The sequence below is a fragment of the Cronobacter malonaticus LMG 23826 genome (assembly GCF_001277215.2).
GTDB lineage: Bacteria > Pseudomonadota > Gammaproteobacteria > Enterobacterales > Enterobacteriaceae > Cronobacter > Cronobacter malonaticus.
Genome location: NZ_CP013940.1, coordinates 2,720,826 through 2,737,036 on the forward strand (window position 1 = coordinate 2,720,826; position 16,211 = coordinate 2,737,036).

The 16,211-nt window shown below is 56.4% G+C and carries 12 protein-coding genes and 1 pseudogene; 11 read left to right on the forward strand and 2 right to left on the reverse strand.

Annotated features, from left to right (window positions below; genetic code table 11):
• Positions 1 to 61: 61 nt before the first annotated feature.
• On the forward strand, positions 62 to 328 hold the full coding sequence (locus tag AFK66_RS12810) for a DksA/TraR family C4-type zinc finger protein (RefSeq protein ID WP_004385894.1): 267 nt from the start codon (positions 62 to 64) through the stop codon (positions 326 to 328).
• 260 nt (positions 329 to 588) lie between these two features.
• Positions 589 to 849, forward strand: a complete 261-nt coding sequence (ybiJ, locus tag AFK66_RS12815; RefSeq protein WP_007792040.1) for a DUF1471 family protein YbiJ — start codon at positions 589 to 591, stop codon at positions 847 to 849.
• Positions 850 to 938: 89 nt separating this feature from the next.
• On the opposite strand, the gene ybiB is transcribed toward ybiJ, so the two are convergent.
• Positions 939 to 1,907: a DNA-binding protein YbiB gene (ybiB, locus tag AFK66_RS12820; protein ID WP_007782256.1), complete on the reverse strand. Its 969-nt coding sequence runs from the start codon at positions 1,905 to 1,907 to the stop codon at positions 939 to 941.
• Positions 1,908 to 2,235: 328 nt separating this feature from the next.
• On the opposite strand from ybiB, the pseudogene AFK66_RS12825 reads away from it, so the two are divergent.
• The 5 genes and pseudogenes from AFK66_RS12825 to AFK66_RS22840 all read left to right on the forward strand — a co-directional run bounded on the left by AFK66_RS12825 (position 2,236) and on the right by AFK66_RS22840 (position 7,630).
• A pseudogene (locus AFK66_RS12825) lies at positions 2,236 to 2,771 on the forward strand (fimbrial protein).
• A 66-nt stretch (positions 2,772 to 2,837) separates the two neighbouring features.
• Complete coding sequence (locus AFK66_RS12830; RefSeq protein ID WP_007782250.1) at positions 2,838 to 3,509, forward strand: fimbrial biogenesis chaperone; 672 nt, start codon at positions 2,838 to 2,840, stop codon at positions 3,507 to 3,509.
• 41 nt (positions 3,510 to 3,550) lie between these two features.
• Complete coding sequence (locus tag AFK66_RS12835; RefSeq protein ID WP_007782248.1) at positions 3,551 to 6,103, forward strand: fimbria/pilus outer membrane usher protein; 2,553 nt, start codon at positions 3,551 to 3,553, stop codon at positions 6,101 to 6,103.
• Between the two features lie 23 nt (positions 6,104 to 6,126).
• Positions 6,127 to 7,107 (forward strand): fimbrial protein, encoded by a 981-nt coding sequence (locus AFK66_RS12840; protein ID WP_032983196.1) that lies wholly within the window; start codon positions 6,127 to 6,129, stop codon positions 7,105 to 7,107.
• A gap of 13 nt (positions 7,108 to 7,120) precedes the next feature.
• Complete coding sequence (locus AFK66_RS22840) at positions 7,121 to 7,630, forward strand: fimbrial protein (RefSeq protein ID WP_023899105.1); 510 nt, start codon at positions 7,121 to 7,123, stop codon at positions 7,628 to 7,630.
• Here AFK66_RS22840 and dinG read toward each other — a convergent pair.
• Positions 7,621 to 9,801, reverse strand: coding sequence for an ATP-dependent DNA helicase DinG (gene dinG, locus AFK66_RS12850; protein ID WP_023899106.1), 2,181 nt, complete (start codon positions 9,799 to 9,801; stop codon positions 7,621 to 7,623). The genes AFK66_RS22840 and dinG overlap by 10 nt on opposite strands.
• 292 nt (positions 9,802 to 10,093) lie before the next feature.
• On the opposite strand from dinG, the gene licT reads away from it, so the two are divergent.
• The 4 genes from licT to AFK66_RS12870 all read left to right on the forward strand — a co-directional run bounded on the left by licT (position 10,094) and on the right by AFK66_RS12870 (position 15,788).
• Entirely contained in the window at positions 10,094 to 10,939 is an 846-nt protein-coding gene (gene licT, locus AFK66_RS12855) for a BglG family transcription antiterminator LicT (protein WP_032969685.1), read from the forward strand.
• 107 nt (positions 10,940 to 11,046) lie between these two features.
• A complete protein-coding gene (locus AFK66_RS12860) occupies positions 11,047 to 12,903 on the forward strand; it encodes a beta-glucoside-specific PTS transporter subunit IIABC (protein ID WP_023899108.1) in 1,857 nt (618 codons plus the stop codon).
• Between the two features lie 11 nt (positions 12,904 to 12,914).
• Positions 12,915 to 14,387, forward strand: a complete 1,473-nt coding sequence (locus tag AFK66_RS12865; protein ID WP_007782238.1) for a glycoside hydrolase family 1 protein — start codon at positions 12,915 to 12,917, stop codon at positions 14,385 to 14,387.
• A gap of 9 nt (positions 14,388 to 14,396) precedes the next feature.
• Entirely contained in the window at positions 14,397 to 15,788 is a 1,392-nt protein-coding gene (locus AFK66_RS12870) for a glycoside hydrolase family 1 protein (RefSeq protein WP_007782236.1), read from the forward strand.
• The last annotated feature ends 423 nt before the right edge of the window (positions 15,789 to 16,211 follow it).

Genomic DNA, 16,211 nt, shown 5'->3' on the forward strand with positions numbered 1-16,211 from the left:
CCCGGCAGAACACCCCGTTTTTGCTATAATAACTACTGTGTTTAACCACAGAGGAGGTCTTATGGCTTCAGGTTGGGCAAATGACGGCGCGGTGCAGGATCAAATCGACAGCACCGTGGAAGATGCCGTGGCGCGCGCGCGACGCGACCTGCCACGCGGCGAAAGTCTTGAATTTTGTGAGATGTGCGACGAGCCCATCCCCGAAGCGCGCCGCAAGGCGATTCCGGGTGTGCGTCTGTGCGTTAACTGTCAGCAAAAAGAGGACGAGCACCGCCAGCGCTACTCCCTCTATAACCGCCGTGGTTCGAAAGACAGCCAGCTTCGCTAGGTGCTTTCGGCTGTCCATATACACCCTTTTACCGTTTCGATGTGTCCATTTGTGCCCTTATGCAGCGGGACGGTAAGGGCGTGTAAAGAAGCGTGGCAGAAAGGGGATATTTCTAAGTGATTCAACTGGTTATATTACATTCAAATTTTTAGAATAAGGCTGTCAATTCTCTTCGGTTTTATATTCTGCTCGTGAATGTGACAATCATCACATCAACGGAACAACCCGTTATTTACAGAACAAACTGCGAGAGAACACCTATGAAAGCCATCAAATATGCTGTAGCCGCACTTACCCTTTCCGCCTTTACCTTTGCTGCCGGCGCCGCCGAGCAGGTGAGCCCTGCACAGGCGCAGAACCTGAACAAAATCGGCGTCGTCTCCGCACAGGGCGCACGCACCCTTGATGAACTGAACGATACGCTGGCGGCCAAAGCCGAAGCGGCGGGCGCGAAGGCGTACAGCATCACCTCTGCCCGCACCAACGATCTGGCAAGCGGCACCGCGGTTATTTACAACTGATTGCCACGCGCTGACTGATACCTTCATTACCCTTAATTGACCCTTTGTTACCCTTTTTGCCCGCGGCGGATGCTGCGGGCTTTTTTTCGTCAAAACGTCTGTGCGATACGCGCCAGCGCCGACGGGATATCCTGCGCCTCGCCGCTTGCCACCAGCACGCACGCCATCTGCGTTTTTAACGATTCCGGTACTGGCTCCAGCCCGGATAAGCAGCGCTCGGTCCAGCGGGCTGTCACTTCGGGGTCTTTCGCCTCCGGCAGCGCCACGGGGCTTGCCGCAGCCTCACTCTGGCGCTCCAGCAGAATACGCATCGCCTGATTCTCAATCAGCGCGATCTGCGGGCAGCGCTGCGGGTTGGCATACACTTCGCCTTCCGTGCCGTGCATCAGCAGGCCGCGTCCGCCGATATCGATAAAGAACTGCCCCACTTTATTCACATACTCCGGGTGCGAGACGCTGGAGAGGCGCAGCGCCTCAGATTCGCCAAACGGTGTGGCGAGCTTCGCCAGCGTATGGGCGCTATTGCGCACCCCAAGCCGCCAGCGCATACCCAGCTGTTTTTCGAGCGGCGGGCAGAGCGCCCCAACGGGAATAAAGACCGGATCGCGCCCATCCAGTTTCGCCTGCGCCTGGCCTGCATGCAGCGTCGGCGCGATGCCCATCAGCGTAAAAATCGTCTCAGTCAGCACGCGCGTCGGGTCGTCGCTGACACCATGTACAACAACCGGAAAGCCGAGACGGCTCAGTAATAGCGCCAGCAGCGGCGTCAGGTTAGCCTGCTTACGCGCGCCGTTATAGCTGGGGATGACCACCGGCATCGGTTTTGCCATCGGCGGCGACAGACGCAGCGTGTGCTGCTGCATCGCGTCGTAAAAGCCGTGCATCTCCTGCTCGCCCTCGCCTTTGATACGCAGCGCGATCAGAATCGCGCCCATCTCCAGATCCGGCACATCGCCATCCAGCATATGGTTGTAGAGCGCTCTGGCCGTTTCGCGGTCCAGCGAGCGGGCGTGGTTTTTGCCCCGGCCTATCTCTTTAATAATGTCGCGATAATCCATCTTATCCTCCCTCTGCTCCCCTTAATCATAGCCCTGATGAATATTTCTCTGCGATGCGTTGCCGTATCCTCACCGCAGACGACGCCCCGCCATTTTGCACAATACAAGTTAACCGTCTGATATGCCAAATATCCTGCAAAAACGTCGCATAACCTACGCTGCCTTTCAGGCACGATAATTTCCCGGAATTTAAATTGTATTTATTTACTAAAAGAATCGTTAAGTGTTCATAACTGGAGCCTGAGCTTAATCAGAAGCATATTTTTCATCGAAATTATTCACGTCTTAATGATTTAAGACTTTGTTCTCTCCTGACTCAGGATCCATGATGAAAAAGATATTGCTTACCACCACGCTGGCCGCGCTGGCCTGCTCTTCTTCCCTTACCTGGGCGGCAGCAAGCGGTGAAGGCCAGGTAAACTTTACCGGCGAAATCCTTGATGCCGCCTGTGAAGTCGTTAACAGCCAGAGCAGTCCACTGGCCGTAGACCTCGGGAAAGTCTCTAAAACCGCGTTTACCGGCGTTGGCTCGACAACCAACATCACCAGTTTTTTCCTGCAATTAAAAAATTGTCCGGCAAGGTGACCACAGCCTCCATCAAATTCGGTGGCGATGCGGACAGCAATAATGCAAGTGTTCTGGCTCTGACGGGCGATACAGGTAAGGCCAGCGGTGTTGGCATTCAACTGGTAGATGCCGATGGCACACCGCTGGATCTCTATACCGCCTCAGCGGATTACGCGCTGCAAACCGGTACGGCGACCAATAATCTGGAATTTGGTGCCCGTTATATTCAGACCGGCGCGGCGGTTACCGCCGGTACCGCCAATGGCTCTTCCACCTTTACCGTAACGTACAACTGATTCCCGATGGGCTATTAGCCGATTCTCATGGCCGTTAATAGCCCTTATTTAAAGAGACTTTTTATTATGCGCAAATTACTCGTTATTTCAGCATTATTGATGGCGACAACGGCGGCCCAGGCAGGCGTTATTGTTGGCGGAACCCGTGTGGTCTATTCTGGCGATAAAAAAGAAGCGTCTGTGCCTGTGACGAATAATGATGACATTAACTATTTAATTCAGTCGTGGGTGGATACCGACACGCCTGACACGGCTAAAGCACCGTTTATGGTGACACCGCCGCTGTTTCGACTGGATGCCCATCAGGATAATACGTTGCGCGTAGTACGTACCGGCGGCAATCTGCCGGAGGATCGTGAATCGCTGTACTGGTTAAATATCAAATCTATTCCTTCAGCAGCGAAAATCGAAGGCGTGAACCGACTGCAAATTGCTATTAAAACGCGTATCAAATTGATGTATCGGCCAGCGTCAGTCAGTGGTAAACCGGAAGATGTCGCCAGCGCGCTCAAGTGGCACACCGAAGGAAATACGCTGGTGGTGGAAAACCCGACACCTTTTTATATGAATTTTAACAACATTACGATTAACGGAAATAAAGTAGGCGATATCAATTTCGCCGTTCCAAAAGGTGAAAGCCGTTATCCCTTAACCAAAGGTGTAAAACACGGTTCAATTTCATGGAACATCATTAATGATTTCGGCGCCATCAGTAAAAACTGGTCGCAGAATATCTAACACCACGCCGTTTCCATTATTTTACTAATACGGTAATTATCATGCTTCTCAATAAAGCCAGACGGCCAGGCGTTTTTCGCACCCGTCATTTAGCGCTGCTAATAGCCTGTATTTGTACAGGCCTGCCGCTGGCACCTGCGAGGGCGGATGATTATTTTAATCCGGCACTACTGGATATTGATAACCCGAATCAGGAAAAAACCGACCTTACCCTTTATGAAAAAGGGCCGGGCCTGGCGCCGGGAAAATATCGTGTGGATATTTACGTGAATAATAACCGTATCGATACCCGTGACGTCACGTTTACGCTGGCGACCGCCACCGATGGCAGTCGCGTTTTACAGCCCTGTTTGACGGCAGAGGATTTAAAAAGCTTCGGCGTAAAAACTGACGCTTTCGACGCGTTGCAGGCACCTGCACAGTGTGCCGACCTCTCGGTTATTCCTTCCGCCAGCGCGCATTTCAACGTGAGCCGCCAGCAACTTCAGCTCAGCATACCGCAGAGCGCGCTGGGGCAAGTGCCGCGCGGGTATATTCCCCCGGAGGAGTTTAACGAAGGTATCAATGCGCTCTTGCTGAACTACAGCCTGAATGGATCAAGCCAGAAATCGCTGACGCCTGGCACCCAGGACAGTCGCGATCTTTACGCCAACCTGCGCCCAGGCATTAATCTTGGCCCGTGGCGACTGCGTAACTATTCGACGTGGCGCCAAAGCGACGACAACCAGGAAACCGAAAAGGCGTTTTCGTCCGTCTATACCTACGCACAACGCGATATTGTCAGCCTGAAGGGCGCGCTGACGCTTGGGCAGAGCAGTTCACCGGCGGATGTTTTTGACAGCATTCCGTTTACCGGCGCACAGCTCGCCTCTGATGATGACATGCTGCCGGACGGGCTGCGCGGTTATGCGCCGGTGGTACATGGTATTGCGCGCAGTAACGCGCAGGTCATCATTCGCCAGAACGGTTACGTGATTTCCCAGAATAACGTCGCTCCCGGCGCGTTTGAGATTAACGATCTCTATCCCAGCGGCGGCAGCGGCGATCTGAACGTTACCGTGAAAGAGAGTGACGGCAGCGAACAGCATTTCGTGGTGCCTTACGCTTCTGTCCCGGTTCTGCAACGTGAAGGACGGCTGAAATACAGCCTTACCGGCGGGCGCTATCGTTCTTATGACGATAAGGTGTTACCGACACCCTTTATTCAGGGCTCGGCAATTTATGGGCTGCCGCACGGATTCACGCTTTACGGCGGTATTCAGGCAAGCCAGCCTTACCATGCGCTGGCTTTAGGCGTCGGTGAAAATCTGGGCAAGTTTGGCGCGCTGTCGCTGGATATGACAGAGGCTACTTCCACACTCGCACTGGGAGATAAGCATACGGGGCGCTCATGGCGCGTCCGCTACAGTAAGGATCTCGCACTGACCGGTGCCACGCTCTCGGTCGCGGGCTACCGCTTTAGTAGCGAAAATTATTACGGGATGCAGGAGGTGTTTGACGCCCTGCGCTCCGATAACCAGTGGGATAATCCGCTGCGCCGCAGGCAGCGTACCGAGCTTACTCTTGAGCAACCGCTGGGTGACTCGCTGGGTTCCTTAAACGTCAGCCTGCTTAAAGAAAATTACTGGAACAGCCGCCAGGCAATGGCGTCGCTCAGCCTCGGTTACAACAATAGCTGGCATGGCATCAGCTACGGGCTCAATTACAGCCTGAACCGTAATACCGCGAGCACGACAGGCGATAACGCCATTCGACAAAATGATCGCGTATTGTCCTTTACCCTCTCCGTACCGCTCGAACGCTGGCTGCCTGATACCTGGGCGAGCTATAGCCTGAATAACAGTCAGCAGGGAACCACGCAAAATATCGGTATGAACGGAACAGCACTGGCCGGTGACAAGCTGAACTGGAATATCCAGCAAAGCCATGACAGCCAGGATCTTGCGAATAACACCTCGCTGAATGCGGATTATAAAGGTGCTTATGGCGAAGCCAGCGCCGGTTACGGTCAGGACAGCCACCAGCGTCAAATCCACTACGGCTTCCAGGGCGGCATTATTGCCCATTCACACGGGATTACGTTCGGCCAGCAGATGGGGGAAACCGTCGCGCTGGTGGAAGCGCCTGGTGCAAATAACACCGCTATCGCTAACCAGACCGGCATTGCGACAGACGGCCGCGGCTACACCATCGTACCTTTCGTCAGCCCTTATCGTCGCAACGCCATAGCACTCGACACCGAAACGCTGCCCGCCGACGCCGATGTCACGCAGGCCGTACAGACCGTAACGCCAACACGCGGCGCGGTAGTGCGCGCCCACTTTGATACCCGTACCGGCGCACGCGCATTGATGACGTTACGGCGTGCAGATGGTGCTCCTGTGCCGTTTGGTGCGACCGCGACGGCACAGGGTGTCGAAGAAGCGTTTATCGTTGGTGAAGACGGTCAGGTCTATCTGACCGGCCTGCAACCGCAGGGCACGTTGCAGGTGAGCTGGGGAAAAGACGCCAGCCAGCACTGCGCGGCCACCTGGCATCTGCCCTCACAAAATAGCAGCACTCCCTTTATCACGTTTTCCGCGCAGTGTGTGTAATGCGCGTTATCAGGAAACTTTATATGCGAATCCTAAAACTGTTCAGCGCGCTGCTGGTGCTTGCAGGCAGCTTTCTGTTTATGCCCCATGCTAAAGCGGCATCCTGCACTGCGCCGATGATGCCTTACACTATCTCCGTCGCCTCCATCGCGGTTTCCAGTACTCTGCCGGTGGGCTCTGTCATACCTGGTAGTGACGAAACCGTGAATATCCACGGCTCATGCACGGCTTACTCCGGTCAGGTGATCATTAGCTGTTATTACGGTAGCGGCAGCGAAATTTCGGGCATGCCGGGTGTTTATAGTACGGGCGTGAGTGGTATCGGGATTACCTTAATTAACGATCGCGGCCAGCGCATTGTTGGCGGTGGCATCAGTTGCGATACCCGTAATACCCCACTGGGGTATGTCTCCAGCGATGGTAATAATACTTTTAACTTTAACGTGACGCTGGCGCTGGTAAAAACCTCGGACAGTATCGCCTCCGGCTCGCTCCAGCAGTCGCAGACGGTATTTGGCGTGGGTGTTTATAACCAGGCCCCGATCGGCACACCGAACAATATCTCCTACGCAGGCAATATTACCTATAAATCGGTCACCTGCTCCGTGGATCCGAAAAGCCTCACCATTCCCCTTGGTAATGTTCCTGCCTCTGTGTTTAAAGGTATCGGGAGTGGCTCTGGCTGGTACAATTTCGATGTCAGCGCCACCTGTAATAACCCGGTCAGCGTGGGCATAAAAGTCTCCAGCGCCAACGGTTATGCCTCCACACAGCCTTCCGTCATTAATCTGACTCCGGAGGCAGGGAACGCGACAGGTATTGGCGTCCAGATCCTCACCGATGCGCAGAATACCGATTTTGACCATTACGTAATGGTCGGTGATATTCCTGCCGCGAATACGACGCTCAGAATTCCGTTCTCTCTCCAGTACTACCAGACCGCCGCTACCGTAACGCCGGGCTCGGCTAACGCCGTCGCCACGATTACGGTCGCTTACCGCTAGGGGAGCCTGGGCGATGAAACAAATACTGATACTGATGATCCTTACCATCACCGCTGCGCAGGCACTGGCCGACGATATTCATCTGCAAATTAACGGTGCCATTATGGCAGCGTCCTGTGAAGTGGAAGGTGGCAGTAAAAACAAAACGGTAGAAATGGGTGAGGCGCTGGCCAGCGACTTTTCACAACCCCACGACTGGGGGCCGAGAGTGCCTTTTGAACTGAGCGTGATCAACTGCCCTGCAACGATCACAGCCGTTGAGGCTGCCTTTAGCGGAGTAAGAGATCCGCATGAAAATAACGCTTATTTAAATAATGGTACAGGACGCGGGCTGGCGTTACAGATTATTGAAAGCAACAGCGGAATGTATATGTTGCCAGACGGTGAACCCGCCACTGCGCCCGTCGACCCCACGACGCACAGCGCCACCTGGGACTTTAGCGCACGGTACATCCGCACCACCGACGCTTTCGCACCAGGCTCATTCGATACGGCGGTCCAGGTGACGTTTACTTACCGGTGAGCGTTGCGTCGCCGGGCAGGCGCGCCCTTGCGGCCTGTTGCCGGGCGTTTTGCTGGGGCTTTTTTGATTAACGCCTCCGGCGCTTCGGGCTGCTCAATCGCGAACACCGGCAGCGCGTCCAGCAGCCGCTTGCCGTAGGATTTGGTGAGCAGGCGGCGGTCATAAATCACCACTTCGCCCCAGCAGCTGTGGCTGCGGATAAGCCGCCCCACCTGCTGAATGAGGTTGAACGACGCCGCGGGCAGGCTTTGCACTTCAAACGGGTAGCGGTTGAGGCTTTTCAGCCATTCGCCCTCCGTGACCACCACCGGGCTGTCCACCGGCGGAAAGGCGATTTTATGGATATGCACCTGGCTTAGCAGTTCGCCCTTAAGATCAAGCCCCTCAGCAAACGACTGCAACCCCACCAGCACGCTCGCCTCGCCCTGCTCTATTTTTTTGCGGTGTAGCTCCACCAGCCGATAGCGCGGCTGATCGCCCTGCACCAGCAGGCCGAGGCGCAGATCGGGCACAAAGGACAAAAAGGTCTGCATCGCGCGGTTACTGGCGAACAGCACCAGCATCCCTTTATGCTCGCCCTTTTTATATTCCGCGCGGAAATAGGCCGCCATCTCGGCGAGGTGCGCCTCTTCATGCTCCATCAGCGGCTCATGGCGCAGACGCGGGATCACAATTTTGCCCTGCTCGATATGATTAAACGGCGAATCGAGCGTCACGAAGCGGTCGCCCGCTTTATCGCGCAGGCCGCTCATCTCCTGTAACCGCGCGAAGCTGTTCAGCGAGCGCAGCGTGGCGGAGGTCACCACCACGTGCGGCACCTGCCGCCAGATGAGCTTTTCCAGCTGATCGCTGACGCGAATGCCCACGCAGTGGAAGAAAATATGCGGCTGCCCTTCGCGGGTCTCGCGCGTCACCCATTTCGAGACCGGCGCGCCGGAGGCGTGCGCCAGCGAGGCGAGCCGCCAGAGCTTGCTCTGCGCTTCAAAGTGGCCGAGCGCGCGGTTCATCTGCAACAGCACCCGGTGCAGACGCACGATGTCATGGCTGCCGGTTTTTTCGCTGAGATCGTTTAAGAAAAGCTCCGCCAGCCCGCGCAGGTTTTCGGTGAGCTTCGCCAGCCGCTCGCAGATTTCCATGACCTCCTGCGGCAGCTCGCCCATCGGGAAGCGAAACTCGCTCTCCTCGCCCGGCGGCAGCAGCAGCCCGACGATACGGTTCATGCTGGCGACCAGCTCGTAGACTTCTTCGCAGTGATTGTTCAGCCGCTCCGGTGTGGAGAGCGGCGGCACGGTTTTGGGTCGGAACTGCTCAAGGCAGGTGGCGACAAGCTTACAAAAGAGATCGAGCTGCAACCGCGTCCAGGGCGCGCTGATGTCGGCGCTCATCTCCAGCGCGTCACGGGCGACGTCCGGCAGATGGTGGCCTTCATCAAGCACCAGCAGTAGATGTTTTGGCTCCGGCAGAACAGATTCGCTTTCCAGCGCCGCCATCACTAGCGCATGGTTGGCGACCACCACTTCCGCCTCCTGAATCTCACGGCGCGCCACAAAGAACGGGCATTCACGATAGTAATGGCAGTTGCGGTTAAGGCAGCTCGCTTTATCGGTGCTGAGCCGCGACCAGAGGTTATCGTCAATCGCCTGGTCGGTATGATCGCGAAGGCCGTCCCACTTGTAGCTGTCGAGATCGGCTTTGAGCTTCGCGCAGCGCTGTTGTTCTTCTTTGCTGTTGGGCGTCAGCTCGTCGTCAAGAAACGCCAGCAAGTCGCCCTGCGAGGCGCTGTCGGTGGAGAGCGCCGCGAGGTTGCGCGGACAGACATAACGCCCGCGCCCGAAGGCGGCGGTAAAGCGCAGTTCAGGGATGATTTTGCGCAGCAACGGCAGATCTTTACTGAAGATCTGATCCTGCAACGCCACGTTGGCGGTGCTCACCACCAGCGTTTTTTGCTCTTCGCGGGCGATGGCGATACCGGGGATCAGGTAAGAAAGCGTTTTGCCAACGCCGGTCGGCGCCTCGATAGCCAGATGCCGCCCTTCATCGCCGCCGAGGGTTTTCGCCACTTCCGCAATCATCTGCCGCTGCGGAGCGCGGGGAATGAAGTCCGGAATTTGCTGCTGAAGCGCCTTATACCAGGCGGCGATTTGCGATTTCTGCGCGGCGGTTAATGCCATCTGAAGCCCTGAAATACTGTATAAACAGCCACTATTGTGGCACTTTTCCACCGCCAGCTGAACCTTTTTTTACCCGCGCGGCGCGGCCCGATTCGCAAGGCGGATCACAAATTATCGTCACGCTAATCATAAATCGCGGGTCATTCATTGACCGAATACCAGGCGGGTGTTAGGTTTTTTAACATTGCATTGTGCTTGTTACCGTTCGGCGGGCAAAACCTGAATGCAGCCCCGGGGAATTCCCTGGTGCCTGTATTTATGTTTTGCCCGTTTTTGCTTTCAGGAGTCGGCGATGATCATTAAGCAAATCCTTAATAATAATGTCGTCAGCGCCGTCGACGAACGCGGCCAGGAAGTCATTGTCACCGGCCGGGGGCTTGGATTTAACGCACGCGTGGGCGAAACGGTCAATAGCAGCCATATTGAGAAAACATTTCGTCTGCATGACGATACGGTCTCGGCGCGTTTTAAAGTGTTGCTGGATGAAATACCGGTAGAAATCGTTCAGCTCACCGACGATATTGTGGCGCTGGCGCGCCAGACGCCCGGCATAAAATTAAGCGAAGGCATTTATGTCACGCTCGCCGATCATCTTTTTTACGCCATTGAGCGCCGCCAGAAAGGCATTGAAATCGCCAACCCGTTACAGTGGGAAGTGCGACATTTTTATCAGGAAGAATACGCCATCGGACGTCAGGCGCTGGCGCTGATTGCCGCGCGCACCGGCGTGCTGATGCCGGACAGCGAGGCGTGCAGCATCGCGCTGCATATTGTGAACGCCGGGCTTAACGATCCGAAAGGCAAGATCAACGACATTATCCGGCTGATTTATCAGATCCAGAATATTGTAAAATACTGGTTCGCCGTCGGCCCCGATGAACAGTCGCTCAATTACCAGCGCTTTATTACCCACGTGAAGTTTTTCGCCCAGCGGGTAATAGAGGGCCAGCGGCTGGAAAACGACGACAGCGAATTATTCGCGATGGTACAGCAGCGGTATAAAAATACCGTGGCGTGCGTGGAAGCCATTAGCGAATTTGTGGAAAAGAATTATCGCCACGCGATGACGCATTCGGAAAAGCTCTATTTAACGGTGCATATCGATAACGTCGTACACCGTTTAGCGCATTCCCTTTAGGCTTGTTACTGTTTATTCAGGCAAACCCCAGAGGCAGCAACGTGCCGGTCATCATACCGGCGACTGTTTAATGAAACCGCAGGGTTTCATTCTGGAGAGGAATAGCCATGCACTACCCGCATACTGCGCGCCAGATAATTACCCATCTCGGCGGCGAGGCGAATATTCTTTCGCTCTATCACTGTATTACCCGCCTGCGTTTTTCGCTGGTCTCGCTTGAAAAGGTGGACCGCGCGGCGCTTGAACATCTCGACGGCGTTATGGGCGTTAATCTTTCAGGCGATCAGTTCCAGGTGATTATCGGTAGCGAAGTCGCGCCGCTCTGCCAGGCGATCCTCGCGCAGTTGCCGGGGCTTGAGGCTAAAAAAGCGGCCGCGCCGCCGAAGCGCCGCAACCCGGTTTCCGTGGTGCTGGAGGGGCTCGCGGGGATCTTTTCGCCGATTATTCCGGCCATCGCCGGCGCGGGGATTCTCAAAGGCGTGCTGTCGCTCTGCCTCGCGCTGGGCTGGGTGCAGGCCAGCAACCAGACGTATCAAATTTTGATGGCGATAAGCGACGGCGTTTTTTTCTTTATGCCGCTGGTGCTCGCCTTCAGCGCCGGGAATAAATTCGGTGCAAACCCCTATGTGGCGGTGGCGCTCGCCGCCACGCTGTTTCACCCAACGCTCACCACCCTGCTGAAATCCGGCGCGCCTGTCGCGTTTCTCGGTCTGCCGGTCTCCAGCGTCTCTTACGCCTCGTCGGTCATTCCTATTCTGCTGGCGGTGCTGCTGCTCAGTTACGTCGAGCGGTTTATCGACCGCCTGATGCCCGCTGTGCTGAAAACGATGTTTGTGCCGCTGCTAAGCCTGGTGATTGTCGCGCCGGTTACGCTTATCGCCATTGGCCCGGCCGGTATTCTGCTTGGCAATGCGCTCTCCGGCGGCATTATCTGGCTGGTGGCGAACATGGGCTGGCTGGCGGGGGTTATCGTCGGCGGCACGCTGTCGCTGATGATTATTACCGGTATGCACTACGTGCTGGTGCCGATTGTTATCAACAATATAAGCAAGCTCGGCTACGACCCGTTCAAAATCCTCTTTTACGTCGCCAATATGGGCCAGGCAGGCGCGGCGTTCGGCGTCTTCCTGCGCGCCCGCAATAAAAAAATCAAAACGCTGGCGCTCTCCACGAGCTTTAGCGCCGCGATGGGCATCACCGAGCCTGCGATGTATGGCATTAACATTCGCTTTAAGCGCCCTTTCGCTGCGGCGCTTATTGGCGGTGCCTGCGGCGGCGCGTTTGCAATGGCGCTTGGCGTGAAAACGTACGCCTTCGCCTTAAGCGGTATTCCGGGCATTCCGGCGCTCGTCGGCCCCACGTTCCTGTGGGCGCTGGCGAGTCTGGCGATTGCCTTTTGTGCCGCGGCGCTTATTACCATCCTGCTGGGCTTTGAGGAGCCCGCTGAAGCGTCGGCAGAGCCGGAAGTAGTGGCGGGAATCAGCCCCATGGCGCTCGCCCGCGAGGAGCAACTCTTCGCGCCGGTGAGCGGCCGTCTCACGCCCCTTTCCTCACTCAGCGACCCGGTTTTCGCCGATGAAATCTTCGGCAAAGGCATCGCCATCGTGCCCGAGAACGGCGAGCTGCTCTCGCCAGTGAACGGGCGCATCGAATCGGTTTTCGACAGCAACCATGCGCTGACGCTCAGAAGCGACTGCGGCGCAGAGGTTTTAATTCATATCGGCATCGACACCGTGAAACTCGGCGGCCAGCACTTTACCCGCCATGTAGAGAACGGAGCGTTCGTCGAGGCCGGACAACCGTTAATCAGCTTCGATCTGGCGGCGCTCAACGCGCTCAACATCGACCCGAGCGTCATTGTTATCGTCACCAATACCGACTGCTACGGCGAGATAAGCCCGTTAAAACAGGGCGACGTGGCACCCCGTGAAGCCTTTCTGAAACTGACCGCCGCGGCGGCTTAAGGGAGAACAGCATGGCCTTTTCCAGAGCATTTCCTGAGGATTTTTTGTGGGGCGGCGCGACCGCCGCTAACCAGCTTGAAGGCGCGTGGAACGTCGACGGCAAGGGGCTGTCGGTCTCTGATGTCTACACCTTTGACGTCAGCACGCCCAAAGAACGTTGGCTCGATCAGTGGCTCGGCATGACCCACCGCCAGGTGGCGGAGGCGCAGGACCTCAACAGCACGAAATATTACCCGAAGCGCAAGGGCAACGATTTCTATCACCGCTACGAAGAAGATATCGCGCTGTTTGCCGAAATGGGCTTTAAATGCTTTCGCATGTCTGTCGCCTGGACGCGTATTTTCCCGCGCGGCGATGAGACCGAGCCGAACGAAGCGGGCCTCGCCTTTTACGACCGCGTTTTCGACACGCTGCGAAAGCACAATATTGAGCCGATCGTGTCACTTTCGCACTACGAAATGCCGCTCGCGCTGGTGACTGATTACGGCGGCTGGCCCAACCGCCAGCTGGTGGATTTTTATGTGCGCTTCGCCACCACCGTCTTCACACGCTATCGCAAAAAGGTCAAATACTGGATGACCTTTAACGAGATCAACTGCGTGAAGCACCACCCGTACGTCAGCGTCGGCGTGATTGAAGAAGATCATCCGCATCTGGAGCAGGCGAAATATCAGGGCGCGCACCACCAGTTTGTGGCGAGCGCACTCGCGACCAAAGCGTGTCACGAGATAATCCCCGGCTCGCAGGTGGGCTGCATGATAAGCTACCAGATGCTCTACCCGCGCACCTGTCACCCGGACGATTTGCAGGCGTGCGAAGAGGAGCAGCGCGTCTCGCTGTTCTTCAGCGATGTGCAGGCGCGCGGCTACTACCCGGCCTGGACCGAACGTATGTTCGCGGAAAAAAACGTCCGGCTGGAAAAATTGGTGGGCGACGACGAGATCCTGCGCCTCTATCCGGTCGATTACGTCTCGTTCAGCTATTACATGTCGAGCACCGTCAGCGCGCACCCGGAGCAGCTTGAAGGCGTGACCGGCAATCTCATCACCGGCGGCATTCGCAACCCGTATCTGCCGCAGAGCGACTGGGGCTGGCAGATAGACCCGCAAGGGCTGCGCCTGGCGCTCAACCAGCTTTACGACCGTTACCAGAAGCCACTGTTTATTGCCGAAAACGGCCTCGGCGCGATAGATACGCCCGCCTCTGACGGCACCATCAACGACGACTACCGCATTGAGTATCTGCGCCAGCATATCGGTCAGATGCAGGAGGCGATTGCCGACGGCGTGAAGCTCTTTGGTTACACCTGGTGGGGACCGATTGACGTGGTGAGCGCCGGCACCGCGCAGATCTCCAAACGTTACGGTTTTATCTACGTCGATCAGGACGACATGGGCAACGGCACCCAGGCGCGTTCGCGCAAGAAAAGCTTCCACTGGTACAAAAAAGTCATCGCCTCGAACGGCGCAGATCTCAGCGATTAAGGAGCAGACATGGCGATTTTCCCGGATAACTTTTTATGGGGCGGCGCGATTGCCGCCAATCAGGCCGAAGGCGCGTGGAATGCGGATGGCAAGGGGCCGTCCATCGCCGACGTGGTGCGCGGCGGCATCGCCTCCGGCAAACACGACGCGGTGATTGACCCGACTCTTTATTACGCGAGCCACGAGGCCATCGATTTTTATCATTGCTACAAAGAGGATGTGGCACTGTTCGCCGAAATGGGCTTCAAATGCTTTCGCACGTCGATTGCCTGGTCGCGTATCTTCCCGCGCGGCGATGAGCTGACGCCGAACGAGGCGGGCCTCGCCTTTTACGACGCCCTGTTCGACGAGCTGCTGAAATATGGCATTGAGCCGGTGATTACGCTTTCCCACTACGAAACGCCGCTGGCGCTGTTTGAGGAATACGGCGGCTGGCAGAACCGCGAGCTTATCGATTTCTTCACCCGCTACTGCGAGACGGTGTTTCGCCGCTATCAGCATAAGGTCAAATACTGGATGACCTTTAACGAACTGAACAACATGAACCGGATGCCGTTCGCCACCGGCGCGGTGGAGGCAGGCGCGTCGCCGCAGGCGATTTACCAGGCCAATCATCATCAGTTTGTCGCCAACGCGCTCGCCAATAAGCTGTGCCACGAGATTATCCCGCAGGCGAAAATCGGCTGTATGTTGTCGTTAAGCACCGTCTACCCGGCCACCTGCAACCCGGATGACGTGTTCGCCACCTACCAGCTGCGCCGCCGCTCGCTGTTTTACGCCGACGTGATGATGCGCGGGCATTATCCGGCCTACGCAACACGGCTGTTTCGTGATAACGACATTCATCTGGATATTCGTCCTGGTGATGCCGAACTGCTGGCGCAATACCCTTCGGATTATCTCGGCTTTAGTTATTATCGCAGCGTGCTGCATAAAGCGGGCGCGCAGATGCGTGTGGACACCGGCGGCGCGATGGGCGAGGACAATCCGTACCTTGAGAAAACCGCCTGGGGCTGGCCTATCGATCCGGTCGGGCTGCGGCTGGTGTGTAACGAGCTGGCCGACCGCTACGAGAAACCGCTGTTTATCGTGGAAAACGGCTACGGCGGCGAGGATATCGCCGATGAAAACGGCGAGTTCAACGACGAGGCGCGCATTCAGTATGGCCGCCAGCATATTCAGGAGATGGCCGAAGCCGTGGCGGACGGCTGCGAGATTATGGGATACACCTGGTGGGGGCCAATTGACATCGTGAGCGCCGGCACCGGCGAGATGAAAAAACGCTACGGGTTTATTTATGTTGATAAAGACAACGAGGGCAACGGCACCCTCGCGCGGCGCAGGAAGCGCAGCTTCACGTGGTATCAGCAGGTGATCGCGAGCAATGGCGAGCGGATTTAGGGGGCAGGGTTTTCGTAGGGCGGGTAAGGGTAAGCGCACCCGCCGTTAACGCCGCTGCCAGATGAAAGGCATTACCGGTTATAGGCGGGTGAACCGCGTAACCCGGGAATATGCACGCCCGGTTACCCGTTCCGTTCGCCACAACGCTGATTTTCTCTGTCACGTTTACTCACGCGAACGTGTTTAGGGGGCTCGCGGCCAGAGGGCAGCCGCAAGGGAAAACACCCGGCATCGGCGGTGGCATTGGGTTTTGTGGTTTCGTAGGGTGGGTAAGCGTAAGCGCACCCGCCGTTGAATTAAATGGTGGGTGCGCTTACGCTTACCCACCCTACGCATGAGATAAACCGCCCGTTTACACCGCCGCATAACCATAAAAAAGGTGCGCTTGCGCACACCCTTCTTCATTTACCGGCATTGTCAGGC